This is a genomic window from Amycolatopsis sp. NPDC088138 (assembly GCF_044741685.1).
GTDB lineage: Bacteria > Actinomycetota > Actinomycetes > Mycobacteriales > Pseudonocardiaceae > Amycolatopsis.
The window spans coordinates 749,217-763,735 of record NZ_JBIUTB010000002.1 but is presented as its reverse complement, the minus strand read 5'-3'; the positions used below and the strand labels follow the sequence as shown (position 1 = coordinate 763,735).

The following is a 14,519-nucleotide window of genomic DNA, read 5'->3' as shown; positions in this document are numbered from 1 at the left end:
ACCGCTGGAGGTCACTCGCGACGGCGTCGCGGTGACCCCTTCCGCGCCGAAGATCCGGCGCGTGTTCAGCCTCTTCGCGCTCTGCGCCAACCACATCGTCCGTACCGAGCAGCTGATCGAAGAGCTGTGGGAGGAAGACCCGCCGAGCAGCGTCAAGACGACCCTGCAGACCTACGTCTACCAGCTGCGGAAGTCCCTCAACCTCGACGCGGCGCAGAGACCGCAGGGCCGGGGTGCGGCCGGCGGCGAGCCGGTGCTCCTCACCCTCACCGGCGGTTACATGCTGTCGGTCGACCCCGAGGTGCTGGACGCGACCCGGTTCGACCGGGAGGCCGCGCGCGGCTGGGCCGAGCTCGACGCCGGTGACGCCGAAGCGGCGTTCCGCACCCTCGACGACGCCCTGCGGCTCTGGCGCGGGCCCGCGCTGGTCGACGTCAACCCCGGGCCGCTGCTGCAGGCCGAGGCTTTGCGCCTCGACGAGATGCGCAAGAACGCGCTGGAGCACCGGATCGACGCCGCCCTGCGGCTCGGGCGGCACCAGGAGGTGCTCGGCGAGCTCACCCGGCTCGCCGCGCAGCAGCCGACGCACGAAGGTTTCCAGGCCAAGCTGATGCTGGCGCTCTACCGGTCCGGACGGCGGTCCGAGGCGCTGCACATCTACCAGCGGACCCGCACCGCCCTCGCCGACGAGCTGGGCCTCGACCCGGCGACGGAGCTGCAGCGCGTGCACCGCGCCGTGCTCGCCGCGAACGGCAGCCTCGACCACCGGGTCGTCACCGCGCCGGCGCGGCAGGCGCGCACGGAACCGCCGCGCCAGCTCCCGTCGGCCGGGCCGCGGCTCGTCGGCCGGAAGGCCGAGCTGGGCACGGTGCTCGCGGGGTTGCGCCCCGCGGACCGCCACGGTCCCGCGGTGGTCGCCGTCGAGGGGCCGCCGGGGTCGGGCAAGACGGCCCTGTGCGTCCACGCCGCGCACGAGGCGCGGGAGCGCTACCCGGACGGGCAGTTCCACGCCGTCCTGGCCGACGCGGCCGGGCTCCCCGCCGACCCGGGTGACGTCCTGGCCGGGTTCCTGCGCGCGGTCGGCATCCCGGCACCGCAGATCCCCGACTCGGTCGACGAGCGGGGCCGCTGGTTCCGCACCTGGACCGCGGAGCGCCGGGTGCTGGTCGTGCTCGACGACCTGGTCGACGACCGCCAGCTCGCCCCACTGGTCCCGGCGGGCCACGACTGCGGGGTCGTCGTCGCGAGCCGCCGCCGGCTGTCGGATCCCGGGGTCACCACGACGGTCCAGCTCCGGCCGCTCGGCCCGGCCGACGGCGCGGGCCTGCTCGTCGACCTCATCGGGGCGGAGCGCAGCGGGGCCGACCTCGAGGGCACGCGGCGGCTGGCCGCGCCGTGCGACGGCCTGCCGCTGGCCCTGCACACGATCGCGACCCGGCTGCGGCTCCGGCCGCACTGGTCGGTGCACCGCATGCTCGCCTGGGCCGACCTGACGGCCGCCCCGCACGACTCGGCCGACGACCCGCTGGGCCTGCAGCCGAGCGTCACCCGGTCCTACCGGATGGCCGGGACGGACGCCCGCCGCGCGTTCCTGGAGCTCAGCACGCTCGACGTGCCGGACGTCTGCCTCGAGGACGTGGCGGCCGCACTCGACGTCGACGGCTACCGCGCCGAAGCCGTGCTCGACGAGCTGGCGAGCCTGCACCTGCTGAGCGTCGAGCGCAGCGGCGCGCCCGGGGACGAGCACCGGTACCGCCTGCTGCCGAGCCTCCGGGCCGCCGGCCGCCGGCTGCGGGCCGAGCAGGCCGAACCGGCGCTGGCCGGGTTCCGCGACTGAGCGCCGGGAGGTGGGGCCACACGGCCCCACCTCGCCGGGTCCCGCCCAGAAGAGCCAACACATCACCCGGAACGGCCAACACGACGACGGCCGAGGTCGCCGTCGGAGCCGGGCGGTGTGTCGGCTGTTCCCGTCACCGTGTTGGCTGCTCCGAGCGGCGAACTGTCAGCCGGGGCCGTTCTGCCGTCCGTAGCGCAGGTACAGCGGCCACAACGGCCACAGGTAGGGCAGCGGGCCGTTCCCCACGTTGAGCAGCTCGTCGGCGAAGTGCCGCGTCAGCGGGTGGAACTCGAAGAGCACCGGTTCGTCGGTGCCGGTGGTGTCCCGGTCCTCCCGCCGGATGCGCAGCAGGCCGTGGCCGACGAGCCGGGCGAGGATCGCTTCCGCGAACTTCGGTGAGCAGTCGAGCTTCGCCGCTACCTCGACCGCGGTGAACCGGTCGGCGCCGAGCGTCGGCAGGAGGCGGAAGACGCCACGGGCCGGCGGCGGCACCGTGCGCAGGCAGCTCTCCAGCCGGGCGCGGACGTCGAGTCCGTTGAACCGCAGCAGGTCCAGCGGCCGGCTGTTGGCCTCGAGGTGCTGGCGCATGTTCCGCACCGGCCAGCGCGGGGTCGACCGCAGGCGCGCGCCGACGCACCGCAGGGCCAGCGGCAGGTACCCGCACAGCTCCACGAGACGCCGGACCTCGTCCCGTTCGGCGTCGGCCTGTTCACGCCCCACCACGCCGGCCAACAGCTCGAACCCCTCGTCGGCGGTCAGCGGCTCGAGGTCGACGGTGTGCGCACCCGGCAGCGCCTGGAGCCCGCAGCGGGCCGTCACCACGACGGCGCAGCGCGCCCCCGCGGGCAGCAGCGGCTGCACCTGGACGTCCGACGCCGCGTCGTCGAGCACCACCAGCACCCGGCGGTCGACGCTCCAGCTGCGGAACATCGTGGCCCGTTCCTCGACACCGTCCGGGATCCGCGACTCGCCGAAGCCGATCGCCCGGAGGAACCGGCCCAGCACCTCCTCCGGTTCCGTCGGCCGCGCCTCGGACGCACCGAGCGTCGCGTAGAACTGGCCGTCCTCGAACGAGGGCCGCAAACGCTGGGCGAGCCGGGCGGCGAACGCCGACTTGCCCACGCCCGGCATGCCGCCGACGGACACCACGCGCAGCGCGTCGTCGTCCCGTTCGCCCGGGCAGAGCCAGCGTTCGGCCGCCTTGATCGGCTCTTCACGGCCGGCGAAGTCCGCGATGTCGTTCGGCAGCTGGGCCGGGGCGACGACGGTGATCCGCTCCGACGGCGGCTCCGGGTCCAGCCGTGTCTCGGTCTCCCCGGCCAGCATCGACTGGTGCAGCCGCTGCATGTACTGCGACGGCTCGACGGCCAGCTCGTCCATCAGCCGGCCGCGGAAGCGCCGGAAGACGTCGAGCGCGACGTCCCGGCGCTGGCACCGGTACAGCGCGAGCATGAGCTGGCTGTGGAAGCTTTCGTGCAGCGGGTGGGTGATCGTCAGCTCCTTGAGCTCGCTGACCAGGTCGCGGTGCCGGCTCAGCTGGAGGTCGGCTTCGATCCGGCCTTCCAGCGCCCGCAGCCGGCTCTCCTCGAGCCGGGCGGCGTAGGCGGTCAGCAGCTCGCCGGTTTCGACGTCGCCCATCGCCGGGCCGCGCCAGAGCTGCAGCGCGTGGCTCAGCAATTCCGTGGCCTGCTGCGGAACGCCGTTCTCGAGCGCGGCGCTGCCGCGCTGCACCATGTTCTCGAACCGGCATTTGTCGACGGCGTCGGCCGCGATCTCGAGCCGGTAACCCTGCCACGTGGTGTGCAGCGCCGCCGGCGGTTCGGCCGGTTCATTCAGGAACATGGTTTTCCGCAGCCGATGAATATAGGTCTGCACGGTCACCTGCGCACTGCGCGGCGGTTGCGCGCCCCACAGTTCGTCGACGAGGTCGGTCATCGACACCCGCTGGTTCGCGCGCACGATCAGCAGCGCGAGGATCTCCCTCAGCTTCGGCGCGCTGGGCGTGATGTCCCGATCATCGGAAAGGACGCTCAGCGGCCCCAGCAACTTGAATTGCAGCAACATACCGAATTCCCCCAGGACTTCGTTTGCATCCGGTACGTCCACCTCCCCACAGACGGAAAAACGAGACGGCGAGAGGCGGTCCGCGTCAGCCTGCCCGCTCGCGAACCGCTCCGGCCGCGTACGGCGGCCGGTTTCCCAAAGCACTTACCCCAGTTGTTTCACATCCAGTGGAAAAGATGCACGAGCCGTACGTTACTGCTCCACCCGAACACCGTCGATCGGCCATTCGATGACACAAAGTTCGGTCGGCAAACGATCTTTGCAAGCGCTGTCTGTGCTGGCAGACGGGCCGCCGGACCGCGGTGCGAGCGACGGCTCACGCGTGCCGGGGACGCCGGGGCGGAACCCGCTCGCCGCGCCCGCATTGAGTACGCTCGTACCGCAGGTCCGTTTTATCCGTTATTTCGCATTTCTTGGAGATTGCCCGCCAGGTCCCGCAGGAACGACGTGCTGTGCGTGCCCGCCCGGAACACGGGGTGCCCCATGATGTCCCGGAGGACACCCGTGGTGGTCCGGACCCCCGGCCCCCGCACCCGGAACTCGCCGAGCGCCCGGGTCATCCGGGCGATCGCCTGGTCCCGCGTCGGCGCCCAGACGATCACCTTCGCCAGCAGCGAATCGTAGTACGGCGGCACGGACCAGCCCGGGTAGGCGTGCGTGTCCACCCGCACGAACGGCCCGCCGGGCGGCACGAACTCGGTCAGCTCACCGGGACAGGGCGCGAAGTCGCGGGCCGGGTCTTCGGCGTTGACCCGGCATTCGATCGCCACGCCCGACGGCCGGACCTCGTCCTGCGTCAGCGAAAGCGGCAGGCCCGCGGCCACCCGCAGCTGTTCCCGGATCAGGTCGATGCCGGTGACGGCCTCGGTGACCGGGTGCTCGACCTGGATCCGGCAGTTCACCTCGATGAACGCGGCCTCGTCCCGGTGGACGAGGAACTCGAACGTCCCGACACCCGTGTAGCCCACGGCGGCCGCGCCGCGCACGGCCGCCGCCGTCAGCCGCGCCCGCAGCTGCGGGGACAGGCCGGGGGCCGGGCTCTCCTCCACGAGCTTCTGGTGACGCCGCTGCACCGAGCAGTCCCGTTCGCCGAGGTGCACGACGTTGCCGTGGCCGTCGGCGAGCACCTGGATCTCGATGTGCCGCGCGTCCTCCCAGAACCGCTCGAGGTACACCCGGTCGTCGTTGAACACCCCGCGCGCGGTCGCCCGGGTCGTCCGGAACGCCGGCACCAGGTCGTCCCACTCGCGCACCACGGCCATGCCACGGCCGCCGCCACCCGCGGCCGCCTTGATGATCACCGGCAGGCCGACGCGCTTGGTGATCTCGACGAGCTCGGCGGCGTCGGTCACCGCTTCGGCCGACCCGGCGAGCACCGGCAGGCCGGCTTCGGCCATCAGCTCCCGCGCGACGACCTTGTCCCCGAGCCGCGCCATCACCTCGGGACGCGGCCCGATGAAGACGATGCCGTTGCGCGCGCAGATCTCGGCGAAGTCCGGGTCCTCGGACAGGAAGCCGTACCCGGGGTGGATCGCCTGCGCGCCGGTGCGCAGCGCGGCCTCGATGATCACCGGCGGGTAGAGGTAGCTCCTGCGTGACGGACCCGGGCCGATCTGTACCGTTTCGTCGGCCGCCAGGACGGCCGCGGAGTCGCGGTCGGCCGTCGAATGCACCACGACCGTGCGGATCCCCATCTCCTGGCACGTCCGCACCACGCGCAGCGCGATTTCACCGCGGTTGGCGATCAGCACCTTCCGGAACGGCGGTTCTTCGGGGTTCATGGTGCTCACCCGTCCAGCCGGGGGCGCAGCAGCATCAGCGGCTGCCCGTACTCGACCGGCGCGGCGTCGGCGGCGACGATCTCGATCACCGTGCCCGCGTGCTCGGCGAGGATCGGGTTCATCAGCTTCATCGCCTCGACGATCCCCACCTGCGTGCCGATCTCGATCTCGTCACCCACCTCGGCGAACGGCCGCGCGCCCGGCTCGGAAGCGCGGTAGAAGACCCCGACGACCGGCGCGGACACCTCAAGCAGGCCCCGGTCCGGTTCGGTCTCCGGCACCGCCGCGGCGGGCGTCACGCTCCCCGCGACCGGCCACTCGACCTCGATGCTCGCGCCGCCGTAGCGCACCCGGGCCCGCGCGGGGATCGAGGGCGCCGCGTTCACGGCGTCGGCGAGGGTGCGGCCCAGTACCGCCATCACGGCCTCGGCGTCCGCGGTGTGCTCGGGCGTGAACGGCACGTGCGTGTCGGTCATCGGACTCCCACCTCGATCCGCTGCGCCGCTTCGATCGTGCCGAACCGGCGGAACTTCGCCCGCCGCCGCGCCACCAACCCCGCCCAGTCGTGGTCGCGCAGTTCCCGCAGGGCGCAGACCACCGCGTCGCGCACGAGCGTCCCGGCCCGTTCCGGGTTCCGGTGCGCTCCGCCGGGTGGTTCGGGGACCACCCCGTCGATGACGCCCAGCTCCAGCAGCGACCGGGCGTCCAGCCGCAACGCGCGCGCGGCGGTGCGCGCGGCGGCCGGGTCACGCCAGAGGATCGCGGCGCAGCCTTCCGGGCTGATCACCGAATAGGTCGCGTTCTCGCACAGCAGCACCCGGTCGGCGACGCCCAGCGCGAGCGCGCCGCCGCTGCCGCCTTCCCCGGTGACCACGCTGACCACCGGGACCGGCAGCCCGCCGAGCGTCCGCAGGCACTCGGCGATCGCGTTCGCCTGCCCGTGGCTTTCCGCTTCCGGGCCGGGGTAGGCACCCGGGGTGTCCACGAGGGTCACGACCGGGACGCCGAGCTTCCCGGCCAGGCGCAGCAGCCGCACGACCTTGCGGTAACCCGCAGGCGACGGCATCCCGAAGTTGCGCCGGACCAGCTCCGGGGTGGTGTGGCCCTTCTGGTGGCCGATGAGCACCACCGGCAGGCCGTCGAGCCGGGCGAGACCGCCGACGATCGCCGCGCAGTCCTCGCCCGCCCGGTCGCCGTGCAGCTCGACGAACCCGTCGAGCCAGGCGGCGGCGTGGTCGAGGGTGGTCGGCCGGTCGGCGTGGCGTGCCAGCTCGAGGATCTTCCCGACGTCACGGCGTTCCAGCGCGGTGTGGTCGCGCACGACCGGATCGCTCTCGCCCTGCCCCCACGTCCGGCTCACCGGACGGCCCGCCGCCAGCAGCGCGCCCAGCACGTGCGGCAGCTCGGCGCGCGGCCGGACGTCGTCGACGAGTCCGTGCTCCAGCAGGAACTCGGCGAACTGGAAGCCCTCGGGCAGCCGCCGCCGGATCGTCTGCTCGATCACCCGCGGCCCGGCGAACCCCATCCGGGCGCCGGGTTCGGCGACGATCAGGTCCGACAGCGTGGCGAACGACGCGGCGACCCCGCCGAACGTCGGGTCCGTCACCAGCGTGACGGTCAGCAGGCCGGCCTCGTCCAGCGCGGCCATGGCGTTGCTCGTCTTCGCCATCTGCAGCAGCGACACCAGGCCCTCCTGCATCCGCGCGCCACCCGAGGCGGTGACGAGCAGCAGCGGCACGCGGTCGGCGAGCGCCGTCTCGGCCGCGGTCGTGACGGCCTCGCCGGCGGCGGCACCGAGGCTGCCGCCGAGGAACTCGAAGTCCATCGCGGCGACCACGACCCGCGTGCCGCGGATCGTGCCGCGCGCCACCAGCACGGCGTCGGTGTTGCCGGTCTTCGCCCGCGCCCGCGCCAGCCGCTGCGCGTACGGCTGCAGGTCCGTGAACGCGAGCGGATCGTGCACCGACGGCTCCGGCTCGACGAACTCGGCCGAGCCGGCGTCGAGCAGCCCGTCGAGCCGCTCCGCCGCGGTCAGCCGGAAGTGCTTGCCGCACTCGTAACAGACCTTGCCCTGCCGCTCGAACCGCCGGCGGTACAACAACGATCGGCAGTCCGGGCAGGACAGCCAGTCGCCGGCTTCCGGGGCTGCTCTTGTCACGTCCGACAAGCGGTTCACCGTGGTGCTCATATCGTGCCGCTTCCCTCGTCCTCGTGGTCGTGGATGTCCTCTTCGGCCCAGTGGCCGTGGCAGGGTGGCCCGGCGAACGGGGGCTGCCCGGCCAGCGCCGTGCCGAACTCGGTCGACGCCGCCAGCAGGACCCGCCCGACCACCCGGCACCGGCCGCGGAACCCCGTGTCCGGCCGCTCCCGTCCGTCGTCCATTCAGGACTCCCGGTAGGACGCGGTGACGCGGTAGACGGCGAACGGGCGGCTCAGCGAAAGGTCGCGGTACGGCCGCAGCGGCGCCGTCTGCTCCTTGTGCTCCGCTCCCCGCTCCCACTCGTCGAACGCCGCGACGTCCCGCCACGAGCTGACCACCACGAACCCCTCGGGGTCGTGCGCCGAGTGCAGCAGCTCGTTGCCGAGGAGCCCGGGCACGCCGGCGAGCCGCGCGCTCGCCTCGTGGTAGGCCGACTCGATGCCGGCCACGTCGTCGGTCGCGTGGTAGAGCAGGACGCGCAGGCCCCCGCTCATCCCGCGCTGCCGGGCAGGTGCGCGACGACGCGCATGGTCGTCATCGAGCCGCCCGAGCGGTACGGGTGCAGCTTCTGCCGGTGGGTCAGGTGCCGGTCGCTGGTCTCGAACTCGCGGAACCGCGGCTCGTCGACCCAGTCGCTGACGATGTAGTAGACGCCCTCTTCCTCGCTGCGCGCCAGCCACTGCCCGAGGTTCGCCGGGTGCGAGGTCACCGAGTCGCCGACCTCCAGCCAGGTCCGCTCGAACTCCTGCTCGACGCCCGGCTTGATCTGCATCCGGAGCATGACGCGGAACGCGCCGCCCGCTGGTGCTTCCATCCGACTGCCGTCCTTTCCGTTGGCCGGGCTCACAACAGGAGCCCGAGTGCGACGCAGTTGGCCGCGAGCGCGAGCGTGCAGAGCACGGTCCGCGCCCGGTTCCAGCCGCCCCAGTTCCGGCGCGGGTCGCGCGCGGCGAAGTCACCGGGCAGGTGCGCCGGATCGAGCGCCCGCACCCACTTGTTGACCGGCACGTTCTTGACGAGCGAGATGACGACCGTGGCCACGGCCAGCGCGCCCGCCGCGAGGAACAGCGCGCGAACCAATCCCGCGGCCGTGACCACGCCGAGCGCCAGGTCCCCCAGCACGGTCAGCACGAGGCAGACCGGCATGAAGGGGTCGTAGCGGGTGGCGAAGAAGGCGTGCGCGTGCACGTACTCCTTCGCCGGCAGGCTCTGCAGCAACGGCCAGCCGCCGAGCTGCGTCCCGGCCAGCACGCCGGCGGCGAGGCCGTTGACCAGCACCACGAGCGGGATCAGCCACGGGCCCACGGTCATCCCCCTCAGCCGACCCTGCTCCGCGCGGCCGCCTCGACCTTCTCCTTGATCAGGCGCATCTGGATCGGGGTGTTGTGGTCGAGCCGCGCCTGCATGGCGGCGTCGCCGACCGGCGCGCCCGGCTTCATCTCGAAGTCCTGCACCCAGCGCATCCGGACGCCGTCGGGGGTCTCGAGGTACTCCCAGTAGATCCACATGTACTTGAACGGCCCGGTTTCGACGCGCTGCGAGCGCACCGTCTTCGTGGCCTCGTCCGGCGTCCGCGCGGAGACCCAGCTCCACTCCTTGCCGTTCTCGTCCGGATGCAGCGCCAGCCGGAAGGTGATGGTGCCGTCCCGTTCCGCGAGGACGGTCGCCTCGGAGTACTCGCTGAACAGCCGCGGCCACGACGGGATGTCGTTGGTCATCCGCCAGACCAGCTCGAGCGGCGCGTCGATGACGATCTGGTTGTCGGTGTGCCCGGCCACGTCAGACCCTCGCCTTCTCGATCAGCAGGTTCACGTACTCGACGGCGCGGGCCGGGGTCGGCATCTCGCCCAGCGCGTCGTCGGAGATGGTGATGCCGTAGCGGCGCTCCACCTGGCTGCACAGCTCCAGCACGGCCAACGAGTCGTAGCCGAGCTCGGCGAACTCCACGTCGGCGATGTCGCCGTCGAGCTCGCCGCCGTCGGGGGCACCCGCGCTCGCCAGCATGATCTCCTTCACCTGTGCCACATCGAACTCGCTCATCCGGTTCTCCTCACCTGTTCAGCGGACGTCGGTCCGCGCGGGCCGCCGCAGCACGAGCGCGGAGGTGAAACCCCCGTGCCCGCGGGCGACGACGAGTGCGGTGCGCAACGGCAGGTCGCGCGGCTGGCCGAGCACCAGGTCGACGGCGCAGCCGGGCGCCGGGCGGGACGGGCCGACGGTGTGCGGGACGACGCCGTCGCGCAGGGCCAGCAGTGCGGTGGCGACGTCCAGGGCCGCCCCGCCGCCGTAAAGCCGTCCCGTCAGCGTTTTCGGCGCGGTCACCGGCACCCCGCGCGGGCCGAACACCTCGGCGAGCGCGTCGGCTTCGCTCCGGTCCCGGGCCGGCACGCCCGCGGCGTCCGCGAACACGACGTCCACATCGGACGGTGCCAGTCGCGCGTCGGCGAGCGCTTTCTCGATGGTGCGGCGCAGCGCGGGCGGGCGCGCGGACCCCGGCGGCGGATCGAACCCGGCGGCGTACCCGGCGATGACGCCGTAACCGTCACCGGCGCCCCGCTCGAGAGCGCTTTCCGCGCTCTCGACGATCAGGATGGCGCCGCCTTCGCCGGGGAGGTAACCGGACGCTTCGGCGTCGAACGGGACGTACGCCCGGGTCACGTCGTCCACTGTGGACAGATCGCCGGTCGAGAGCTGGGCGACCAGGCCGTAGGGGCAGAGTGACGCGTCCGTGCCGCCGCTGACGACGAGCCGTGAACCGGCCCGGGTCAGCCGCCGGGCCTGGCCGAGCGCATCCAGGCCGCCGGCCTGCTCGGCGCACACCACACCGCACGGGCCGCGCATGCCGTGGCGGATCGAGATCTGCCCGGTGGTGGCGGCGTAGAACCACGCGATCGACTGGTAGGCCCCGACCCAGGACGGGCCGTTGAGGTACAGCCGTTCCATCTCGTGCTGCCCGAACTCCGTGCCGCCGGACGAGCTCGACGTCACGACGGCCATCTCGTATTCGGGCACCGAGGCCGGGTCGACCCCGGCGTCGGCCAGCGCGGCTTCGGCCGCGGCCAGCCCGAGGTGGGTCCAGTGGTCGGTCTGCGGGATGATCCGTCCGGGAACCCGTTCCCCGGCGGCGAAGCCGGGCACCTGGCCGGCGAGGCGGACCGGGTAGGGGGCCGGGTCGAACCGGTCGATCCCGCTGATGCCGGACTTCCCGGCCAGCACCGCGCGCCAGTGCGCCTCCGCGCCGATGCCCGTCGGGGCGACGACACCAAGGCCGGTCACCACCGGGCGATCGCTCACATCCGCCGTACTCATCGCACTCTCCAGGTTCGGGGCGGGTTCCCACCGCGATCAAGGCTGTCGGCGGTGCCTGAGGATCACCTCGAGCCCCGCTGGACCACCGGTTCCGCTCACCGCGACACGACGGCCACCGCGTTGACGACGACGGCCGCCAGCGCCAGCGTGGTGCGCGCCAGGTGCCAGCGCCGCCACAGCGGCCGCGGATCGCGCCAGTCCGCGGGCAGGGCGGCCGGATCCTGCGCCTTGACCACGCGGTTGATCGGCACGTTGCAGAAGTGCGAGACCACGGAAACGGCCAGCAGCAGCACCGCGGCCGTCGCGAACAGGGCGGCGTCGTCCCCGCCGAGCACGGCGAGGACGACGTCGGCCACGGTCGAGGACAGCACGATCACCGGCATCGTCGGGTCCCACCGGCGGCCGAGCAGCTGGTGCGTGTAGACGTACCGGTCCGCGGGCATCGCCCGCAGCGCGGGCACCACGCTCAGCGCCACCGCGAACAGCACCCCGGCGACGACCCCGCTGCCGACCAGGGCCGCCGCGCCGAGCAGCGCGTGCACGGTCACGGCACGCCCGTCCGGCTCCTCTGGGACAGCTCGACGACCGAAGCCGCGTCGTCGTCCCCGCGGCCGGCGTCGATCCCCGCGGCGAACCGGTCCGACGCGCAGTCGACCAGCGGCAGCTCCACCCCGCGTTCGCCCGCCTCGCGGGCGGCGAAGCGGAGGTCCTTGTGCATCAAGGTGGTCCGGAACGCGGCGGGCCGGTATTCGCGCCGGCGCATGAAGTCCGCGCGGAACGCGAGCACGGGCGAGCGCCAGCCGCTGCTGTCGAACGCGTCGAGCAGCAGGTCACGCTCCATGCCCATCGCCTCGACGAAGGCGATCGCCTCGGCGAGCCCGGCGGTCTGCACCCCCAGCAGCAGGTTGAACGCGAGCTTGAGCACACTCGCGTTGCCCGTGGGGCCGAGGTGGCGGACGTCCTGGCCGAGGGCCGCGAGCACGTCGCGCACGGCGTCCACATCGGACTCCTCGCCCGCGGTGAGCACGCGCAGGCGGCCGGCGGCGGCCATCTCCGGGTTACCCATCACGCAGGCCTCCACCCGGCGGACGCCCTGTTCGGCCAATCGTCGGGTGGTTTCCCGGGAGAAGGCGGGCGAGACGGTCGAGGTGTCCACCACCACCGTCCCGGGCCGCCACTTCCCGGCGAGCTCGCCGAACACGATCTGCTCGACCGCGGCCTCGTCGGCCAGGCTGAGCACCACCGTGGTGGCCGCGCGCGCGGCCTCGGCGGCCGAGGACGCGACGGTCCCGCCCGCGTCCCGCACCGGATCCGCCTTCGCGGCGGTGCGGTTGTGGACGGTGACGGCGAAACCCCCGGCGAGCAGGGCGCGGGCCATCCCGGAGCCCATCGCCCCGAGCCCGATCAGCGCGATCGAAGGTGCGGGCACGGGTCAGCTCCTCGCCGGGTGGGTGTCGACGGACAGCTGCGAGACGCAGCGCATGGTCGCGTCCCGGAAGTACCGGGCGAACCCCTCCGGGCTGGCGGTGTCCCGCTCCTGCGCCAGGTAGGGGGCGAGCTTCTCCTCGATCACGTGGACCCCGCGCTGCCGGGCCATGTGCCGGCCGACCGCGGCGAAGTCGCCCTCGTAGTGGATGACGCGGACCATGACGTCGTCCTTGACGAACACGGCCGTGCCGAGCAGGCGGCCGGCCTGTTCACCGTCCACACCGGACAGATCCGGTGTGTCGACGCGCTGGAACCGCGCGAAGATCTCGGCTATCTCGTCGTCGTGCCCGGGTTTGACGCGGTAGGTGATCGCGGCGAACGGCATGGCGGACTCCTTTTCTCAGGTGGTGGACAACGGCTCACGGCTCGACGCGGGTTCGCTGTCGGCGGCCAGCGCCCGGGTCAGGCCGCGGCGGCACACCAGGAAACCCACGCCGGCCAGCATCGCGGCGCCGCCGAGCCCGGCGTAGTAGGCCGGTTCCGGGACGACTTCGCTCAACCGCACCAGCCCGCTGCCCAGGCCGCCGCCGAGGGCGGCGAACAGCCAGAGCATGCCCAGGACCCGGCCCATGAACTGCCTGGGCAGCACCTCGGCCGCGGCCGAGACGGTGACCGCCACGACGACGACCTCGCCGCAGGCGTGCATCAGGTAGACCGCGACCAGCCACAGCGGGGAGATCCGGGTGCCGTCCGCGGTGTTCGCCGCGGCCAGCGCCATCACGAGGAACCCGCCGCCGACCAGGAGCAGCCCGACGGCGAACTTCGCGGCCAGCTGGTAACGCCCGTTCCAGCGCGGCATCACGGCCGCGACCAGCGGCGCGAGCACGAGGATGAACACCGGCGTCGCGGCCTGCAGCCAGCTCGCCGGCACCACGAACCCGGCCACGGTGAGATCGGTGTGGTCCCGGGCGAACAGGTTCAGCAGCGACGCCGCGTGCGCGATGATCATCCAGAACAGCGTGGCCCCGAGCAGCACCGCCAGGTACCCCTTGAGGCGGCGGCGGTCGCCGGTGTCCAGCGCCGGGTTCCGGTACAGCACCACGTAACCCACCACCGGAAGAACCACGCTGAGCACGCCGGCGGCCACGATCGCCACCGTCGCGCTGAGCACACCGAGCAGCCCCAGCACGAGCACCAGCGCGGCGAGCACCGCCAGTACGGTCCCGATCCGGCGGATCGCGGCGGCGCGCTCAACCGCCGTCAGCGGACGGCCGGCTTGGCCGCCCACCCCGCGGAACTGCCCGGCCGCCGCGGTCAGCAGCACGGCCGTGAGCAGCACCGAGACCGAGCAGACGGCGAACCCGAGGTTCCAGCTGACCCGTTCACCGAGGTACCCGGTCAGCAGCGGAGCGGCCAGCGCGGAGACCTGGACGCCGACGTACATCAGCGAAATCCCCGACTCACGGCCGCGGCGGCCGCCGAACATCAGGTTGATCATCGCCTGGTGGTTGGGCTTGAACAGCCCACCGCCGACGGCGAGCGCGACCAGCCCGAGCGCAGTACCCCAGCCGGCCGGGACGGCCAGGCACAGGTACCCGAGCGCGCTGACCAGGCAGCCGGCCAGCAGCGCCCGCCGCTGGCCGAGCACCCGGTCACCGAGCCAGCCACCGGGCAGCGACAGCAGGAACATCACGCTGATCCAGGCACCGAACAACGCCGCGGCGTCCCCGGTGGCCAGGCCGAGCCCACCCCGCGCGGTCGGCGCGGAGGCGTAGAGAACCAGAGTCGCCTGCATGCCGTAGAACCCGAAGCGTTCCAGCGTGTCGGTGACGAACAGGGTGCCGAACCAGCGGGGCATCCGACGCAGGGACACGGTGTCCTGAACGGCTTCACCGATCGA

The 14,519-nt window shown here is 73.0% G+C and carries 16 protein-coding genes; 1 reads left to right on the top strand and 15 read right to left on the bottom strand.

The genetic code is table 11. From position 1 onward, the window contains the following. Positions 1-31: 31 nt before the first annotated feature. On the top strand, positions 32-1,837 hold the full coding sequence (locus tag ACIOD2_RS11095) for a BTAD domain-containing putative transcriptional regulator (protein ID WP_400536624.1): 1,806 nt from the start codon (positions 32-34) through the stop codon (positions 1,835-1,837). Between the two features lie 165 nt (positions 1,838-2,002). On the opposite strand, the gene ACIOD2_RS11090 is transcribed toward ACIOD2_RS11095, so the two are convergent. From ACIOD2_RS11090 to ACIOD2_RS11020, 15 genes are all read right to left on the bottom strand, one after another. Continuing rightward, a complete protein-coding gene (locus ACIOD2_RS11090) occupies positions 2,003-3,901 on the bottom strand; it encodes a BTAD domain-containing putative transcriptional regulator (RefSeq protein ID WP_400536623.1) in 1,899 nt (632 codons plus the stop codon). 392 nt (positions 3,902-4,293) lie between these two features. Continuing rightward, positions 4,294-5,682, bottom strand: a complete 1,389-nt coding sequence (locus tag ACIOD2_RS11085; RefSeq protein WP_400536622.1) for an acetyl/propionyl/methylcrotonyl-CoA carboxylase subunit alpha — start codon at positions 5,680-5,682, stop codon at positions 4,294-4,296. Positions 5,683-5,687: 5 nt separating this feature from the next. Further along, the gene (locus ACIOD2_RS11080; protein WP_400536621.1) at positions 5,688-6,158 is read right to left on the bottom strand and encodes an acetyl-CoA carboxylase biotin carboxyl carrier protein; all 471 of its coding nucleotides are present in this window, start codon (positions 6,156-6,158) and stop codon (positions 5,688-5,690) included. After that, entirely contained in the window at positions 6,155-7,870 is a 1,716-nt protein-coding gene (accA, locus tag ACIOD2_RS11075) for an acetyl-CoA carboxylase carboxyl transferase subunit alpha (protein WP_400536620.1), read from the bottom strand. The genes ACIOD2_RS11080 and accA overlap by 4 nt, the downstream gene beginning before the upstream one ends. Continuing rightward, entirely contained in the window at positions 7,867-8,064 is a 198-nt protein-coding gene (locus ACIOD2_RS11070) for a hypothetical protein (RefSeq protein ID WP_400536619.1), read from the bottom strand. Before ACIOD2_RS11070 ends, accA begins: the two co-directional genes overlap by 4 nt. Then, complete coding sequence (locus ACIOD2_RS11065) at positions 8,065-8,376, bottom strand: antibiotic biosynthesis monooxygenase family protein (protein WP_400536618.1); 312 nt, start codon at positions 8,374-8,376, stop codon at positions 8,065-8,067. Then, a complete protein-coding gene (locus ACIOD2_RS11060) occupies positions 8,373-8,696 on the bottom strand; it encodes an antibiotic biosynthesis monooxygenase family protein (protein ID WP_400536617.1) in 324 nt (107 codons plus the stop codon). Before ACIOD2_RS11060 ends, ACIOD2_RS11065 begins: the two co-directional genes overlap by 4 nt. Before the next feature lie 29 nt (positions 8,697-8,725). Then, on the bottom strand, positions 8,726-9,193 hold the full coding sequence (locus ACIOD2_RS11055; protein ID WP_400536616.1) for an anthrone oxygenase family protein: 468 nt from the start codon (positions 9,191-9,193) through the stop codon (positions 8,726-8,728). Between the two features lie 5 nt (positions 9,194-9,198). Next, a complete protein-coding gene (locus ACIOD2_RS11050; protein WP_400536615.1) occupies positions 9,199-9,660 on the bottom strand; it encodes an SRPBCC family protein in 462 nt (153 codons plus the stop codon). 1 nt (position 9,661) lies between these two features. Further along, complete coding sequence (locus ACIOD2_RS11045) at positions 9,662-9,922, bottom strand: acyl carrier protein (RefSeq protein WP_400536614.1); 261 nt, start codon at positions 9,920-9,922, stop codon at positions 9,662-9,664. A gap of 18 nt (positions 9,923-9,940) precedes the next feature. Continuing rightward, positions 9,941-11,191: a ketosynthase chain-length factor gene (locus tag ACIOD2_RS11040; protein WP_400536613.1), complete on the bottom strand. Its 1,251-nt coding sequence runs from the start codon at positions 11,189-11,191 to the stop codon at positions 9,941-9,943. Positions 11,192-11,286: 95 nt separating this feature from the next. Next, positions 11,287-11,739 carry a DUF1772 domain-containing protein gene (locus tag ACIOD2_RS11035; protein WP_400536612.1) on the bottom strand — a complete coding sequence of 151 codons (453 nt, stop codon included), beginning with the start codon at positions 11,737-11,739 and terminating at the stop codon, positions 11,287-11,289. After that, on the bottom strand, positions 11,736-12,620 hold the full coding sequence (locus tag ACIOD2_RS11030) for an NAD(P)-dependent oxidoreductase (RefSeq protein WP_400536611.1): 885 nt from the start codon (positions 12,618-12,620) through the stop codon (positions 11,736-11,738). The genes ACIOD2_RS11035 and ACIOD2_RS11030 overlap by 4 nt, the downstream gene beginning before the upstream one ends. A gap of 3 nt (positions 12,621-12,623) precedes the next feature. Continuing rightward, positions 12,624-13,004, bottom strand: a complete 381-nt coding sequence (locus tag ACIOD2_RS11025; RefSeq protein ID WP_400536610.1) for a TcmI family type II polyketide cyclase — start codon at positions 13,002-13,004, stop codon at positions 12,624-12,626. A 15-nt stretch (positions 13,005-13,019) separates the two neighbouring features. After that, positions 13,020-14,477, bottom strand: coding sequence for a peptide MFS transporter (locus tag ACIOD2_RS11020; RefSeq protein ID WP_400536609.1), 1,458 nt, complete (start codon positions 14,475-14,477; stop codon positions 13,020-13,022). Positions 14,478-14,519: the final 42 nt, after the last annotated feature.